At 63.3% G+C, this 4,739-nt stretch carries 4 protein-coding genes; 2 read left to right on the top strand and 2 right to left on the bottom strand.

What is annotated here, in order from left to right; translation table 11 throughout:
• Positions 1–1,557: alkaline phosphatase (locus EOA28_RS25460; RefSeq protein ID WP_148670848.1), on the bottom strand; the 1,557-nt coding region annotated here is incomplete at its 3' end.
• A 295-nt stretch (positions 1,558–1,852) separates the two neighbouring features.
• Complete coding sequence (locus EOA28_RS25455; RefSeq protein WP_127249853.1) at positions 1,853–3,136, bottom strand: MFS transporter; 1,284 nt, start codon at positions 3,134–3,136, stop codon at positions 1,853–1,855.
• Between the two features lie 78 nt (positions 3,137–3,214).
• Here EOA28_RS25455 and EOA28_RS25450 point away from each other — a divergent pair, with 78 nt between their 5' ends.
• Together EOA28_RS25450 and EOA28_RS25445 are read left to right on the top strand one after the other, a co-directional pair.
• Positions 3,215–3,823, top strand: a complete 609-nt coding sequence (locus EOA28_RS25450; RefSeq protein ID WP_127249852.1) for a TetR/AcrR family transcriptional regulator — start codon at positions 3,215–3,217, stop codon at positions 3,821–3,823.
• Between the two features lie 45 nt (positions 3,824–3,868).
• A complete protein-coding gene (locus EOA28_RS25445; protein ID WP_127249851.1) occupies positions 3,869–4,459 on the top strand; it encodes a hypothetical protein in 591 nt (196 codons plus the stop codon).
• Positions 4,460–4,739: the final 280 nt, after the last annotated feature.

Here is a 4,739-nt window from a genome sequence, read left to right as displayed (position 1 = left end):
GTCCAGCGTCACCTTGTAAAGCTCGTTGTCGTCGCGATCCATCAAGCGCACGGTGAGCTGCTCTGTCGCACCCGAAATATCGACCAGCCCGAAGAACTGCAAGCCTGCCGACGGCGGCAGGTTCTGGCCCTGCTCGGCGGTCGGCGCCTTGATGAATTTCAGCTCCGGCCCGAAGGTCATGTCGAGGTCGTTGGGGCCGAACGTGCCGGCATGGATCGGGCCGGACACGAATTCCCAGAACGGATTGAAATCCTGGAACTGCGCCTTGTCGGGGTTGTAGTAATGCGCCGCCGTGTAGTGCACGTCGGCGGTGAGCCAGACGGTGTTGGTGATGCCGGCAGTCTTGATGAAGCGCAGCACATCGGCGAATTCGAGCTCGCGCCCCTTCGGCTTGCCGTTGTCGTTGTTGCTGACGGCCTCGAAGCCGGCCTTCTTCGCCGCGTAGTCCCAGACGACGAGGCTGAGCGGCATGTCGGCGGCGATGACCTTCCAGGTCGCCTTCGAGTTCGCCAGCTCGCGCTTCAGCCATTTGGATTGCTCCTCGCCGATCATGCGCGACTTCGGCGTCAGCGTTTCATCCAGATTGGCGCCGTTCGGGCCGCGATAGGAGCGCATGTCGAGGAAGAACACGTCGAGCAGCGGCCCATGCGAGATCTTGCGGTAGACGCGGCCCGGCTCCGACGGCTCGTAACGGATGGTGGTCATCTCATGGAAGGCGCGCGCGGCCCTGGCCGCCAGCACATGGATCGACTTTTCCTTGTAGCGGTCGTCCTTGCTGAGGTCCTTCGAGTCCGACCAGTTGTTGAGAACCTCGTGGTCGTCCCATTGGTAGAAGGTCGGACAGATGGCCGAGAGGGCAAGCACATGCTTGTCCATCATGTTGTATTTCCACTGGTCGCGATATTCGTCCAGCGTCTCGGCGACCTTGCGCTTGCCGTCGAGCATGACGACGTTCTTCCACTTGCCGCCGCCGGGCAGGTCGACCTCGTCCTTCAGCGCGCCATCGGCATAGATCGTGTCGCCCGAATGCAGGAAGAAGTCCGGCGTGTGCTTGGCGATGGTCGAATAGGTCTTCATGCCGGTCTCGTCGATGCCCCAGCCCTGGCCGGCGGTGTCGCCTGACCAGGCGAAGCGCACGTCGCGCTTCGAGGACGGCGCGGTGCGGAAACGGCCGACGATCGGCTCGGAGACGGCGTTGATGTCGGACAGGTCGGCCGCGATCATGCGGTAGAAGATGTCCTGGTCGGAGGCGAGATCGGTGAGCAGCCGCTTCACCGTGCAGTCGCTGGCCGGCGACGTATCGAGCGGCGCGAGCCTTGTGGCGTTTGCAAAACTTTCGGTGGTCGACACTTCATACATAACGCGCGCGGGCCGGTCGGTGCGCGTCCACACCATGCCGGACGTGGCGTCGACGTCGCCGGACTGCACGCCATGCGTGAAGGCCGGCCGCTGGCTGGCGCGGGAATAATAGGGCAGCGCCAGACCGGAGGCGCCGACAAGGCCGAAGGCGCTGGCCGAGGTGACGAAAGCGCGGCGGGTAAGGGAAAGCTTGTCCATGGCTGTCTCCGGATGGCTTTGAACGGGACCGCCAAGCTCTCGCCTCATTGTTTCAGGCGTGTCTCGGAACCATGAAGTTTTGATAACAGTCGACAGAACTGCTGATCTCCCCCTTGTGGGGAAGATGGCCGGCAGGCCAGAGGGGGGCGCGAAGGATCGCCAACTTCTCAGGGACGGCCTGTTCGAGCTTCTGGCCGACGGCTTTGATTGGCTGCAATTCAACTGACAAGTCGGCGGGACAGCGCCCCCCTCTGCCCTGCCGGGCATCTCCCCCACAAGGGGTGAGATTGGCAGCTCAAGCCGCCTGCGGCTCCGGCTCGAATGCCAGCTTGGTCGTATTGATCAGCAGCGAGATACAGGCCGCCGCGATGCCCGTCATGCCGGCGATCAGGAAGGCCAGTTCGTAATTGCCCTGCAACTCGCGCATCGTGCCGCCGAAGGCTGCAGCCGCCGCTGCGCCCACTTGGTGGCCGGCGACGATCCAGCCGAACACGATCGGCCCGCTACGGTCGCCGAAGGCTTCGTTGGCGAGCCGGAGCGTCGGCGGCACGGTGGCGATCCAGTCGAGCCCGTAGAGCACGGCGAAGATGATCAGGCTGGTCGCCGAGAAGCCGGAATAAGGCAGATAGATCAGCGACAGGCCGCGCACGGCATAGTAGACGCCGAGCAGCTTGCGCGGATCGAAACGGTCGGTGAGCCAGCCGGACAGGGTGGTGCCGATCAGGTCGAAAATACCCATCATCGACAACAGCCCGGCCGCCTGCACCTCCCCGATGCCCATGTCGCCGCAAAAGGCGATAAGATGCGTGCCGACGAGGCCGTTGGTGGTGAAGCCGCAGACGAAGAAGGTGGCGAAGAGATACCAGAACACCCGTGTGCCGGCGGCGCGGCGCAGCGTGTTCAGCGTATGCGCCAGGAAATTGCCCTGCGATGCGGGCGACACCGGCGGCACGTCGTCGGCATCGGCGCCATAGCGCACCTGACCGATCGAGGCCGGGCGTTCCGGCACCAGCAGAAAGACCAGCGGCACGAGAGCAGCGGTGGCGATCGCGATCGCTATGGCGACTGGCTTCCAACCTCCCGACTGGGCCAGCGAGGCAAGCAGCGGCAAGAACACCAGCAGGCCGGTCGCGCTGGAGGCGGACATCAACCCCATCACCAGGCCGCGATTGGTCTTGAACCAACGGTTGACGATTGTTGCGCCGAGCACGGTCGCGACCGCGCCCGAACCGATGCCTGAAAACACTCCCCAGGTGATCAGCAGATGCCACGGCTTGGTCATCAGCAGGCTGAGCGCGGTGGAGCCCGACATGATCATCAGCGCGGCAAGCAGCGTGCGGCGCAGCCCGATCCGCTCCATCAACGCCGCGGCAAACGGTCCGGTCAGACCATAGAGGAAGATGCCAATCGCGGCAGCCAGCGAGACGATGTCGCGCCGCCAGCCGAAGCTCTCTTCCAGCGGCAGCATCATGACTGACGGCGCTGAACGAAGCCCTGCTGCAATCAAAAGACAAAGAAAGATGACCGCGACAACGACGAAGGCGTAGCGCTGGCCAAACGGACGGGATTGAGCTATCATGTTACTGACCGGTACGTTGCAATGGGATGGCACCATACATACGTACCGGTCAGTAACATTGTCAAGCGAGTCGTCTGCATGCCATCGGACAATAAAATTGAAGCGTCGTTGAACACGGCCCCCGCCCCGAGGGCCGCCGACAAGATTCTCGACGTGGCGCGCGACCTGTTCTACCGCGAGGGCATCAGGGCGATCGGCGTCGACGAGATCGTCAGGCGCGCCGGCGTCACAAAGCCCAGCCTCTATCGCAGTTTCCCGTCCAAGGATGAGCTCGCCGCCTCCTATCTGCGCAAATACGACCTCGAATTCTGGGAGCGCTTCGACGAGGCCGTCGACGCGCATCCCGGCAATCCGCGCGCCCAGATCATCGCTTTCCTGACCCGTGTCGGCAAACGCACGCAAAAGCCGGATTATCGCGGCTGTGGCATGACCAACGCCGCGGTGGAATATCCTGAGCGTGGTCACCCGGCGCGCATCGTCAGCGAGAACAACAAGCAGGAATTGCGCCGGCGCCTGCGCGCCATGGCGACGGCGATGGGCGCAGCCGATTCCGACACGCTGGGCGATGGGCTGCTCCTCCTCATCGAAGGCGCCTATATCAGTGGCCAGCTTTTCGGCCATGGCGGACCGGCGGCGTCGGTCGCCCGCAACGCCGACCTCTTGATCGAAGCCAGCTTGAAGAAATAGCGGACGGCGTTACGCTTCCGGCAGCTCGAAACGGAGTTGCCATCGATGCGTGCCCTTCTGATCCCGCTTGCGCTTGCCGGTTTCTGCCAGGCGGCCCAGGCCGGCGACATCTCCAGCGCCTACACCGATCTCGATTCGAAGAAGGACTGCGTGACCTATGCCCAGGCCGCGGAAGGCGACGGCGACTGGGCGAGCCTCGTCTGCTCAGGCTATCGCGGCTACCCGGTGCTGATCGGCTACGACGACGCGCGCGAATCCGTCTATTATGGCTTTCCGTCCGACGACATGACCGCGGTCTGGGAGAGCTTCACTGCCTTCAACGGCTCAGGCCCGAAAGTGGAATGGCGCATCGAGACCAATGGCGACATCGCCATCTCTTTCGCCGCCATCCATCGCCGCTCGGTCAGCAACCCCGAGGACGACAAGAAATCGACCGACGTGCTGGTCGTCGCCAAGGTCGCGCAACCGGAAGAGCATCAGGGCTGCACCGTCGGCCTGGTTTTGGCCACCGGCAACCCACAGGCCAACGATCAGGCGCGCAAGCTGGCGGATGAGAAAGCCAAGACCTTCGTCTGCGGCAAGGACAAGCGCGAAGTGATCGGCGACGTGCCGCCCTTCGGCCGGGTAGATAACTAGTGGCGCTGCACAGGGCTTTTGAAAGTTTGTCTTGGTGTCGATTTTCCGCCGCCCGTGAAAATCAGCGCAAACGCCGGGGATTGGCTGGAGCCGCCCCAACTTCGTCATTCTATGGCGGAGCAAGGAGCGAAGCGACGCGGCGCAGACCATAGAATCCTGTGTGTTGGTTCTGGTGTATGGTTGAGGTGGGAAGGAGACCGAGTGGATCGTGGTCGTCCTTTCGGACAGGCCGTGGCATGGCCCGGTCCCTTCCCACCGGTGAACCATCAACCTGAACAGT

Source organism: Mesorhizobium sp. M2A.F.Ca.ET.067.02.1.1 (genome assembly GCF_004023285.1).
Lineage (GTDB): Bacteria > Pseudomonadota > Alphaproteobacteria > Rhizobiales > Rhizobiaceae > Mesorhizobium.
This window is presented reverse-complemented; position numbering and strand designations above follow the sequence as displayed.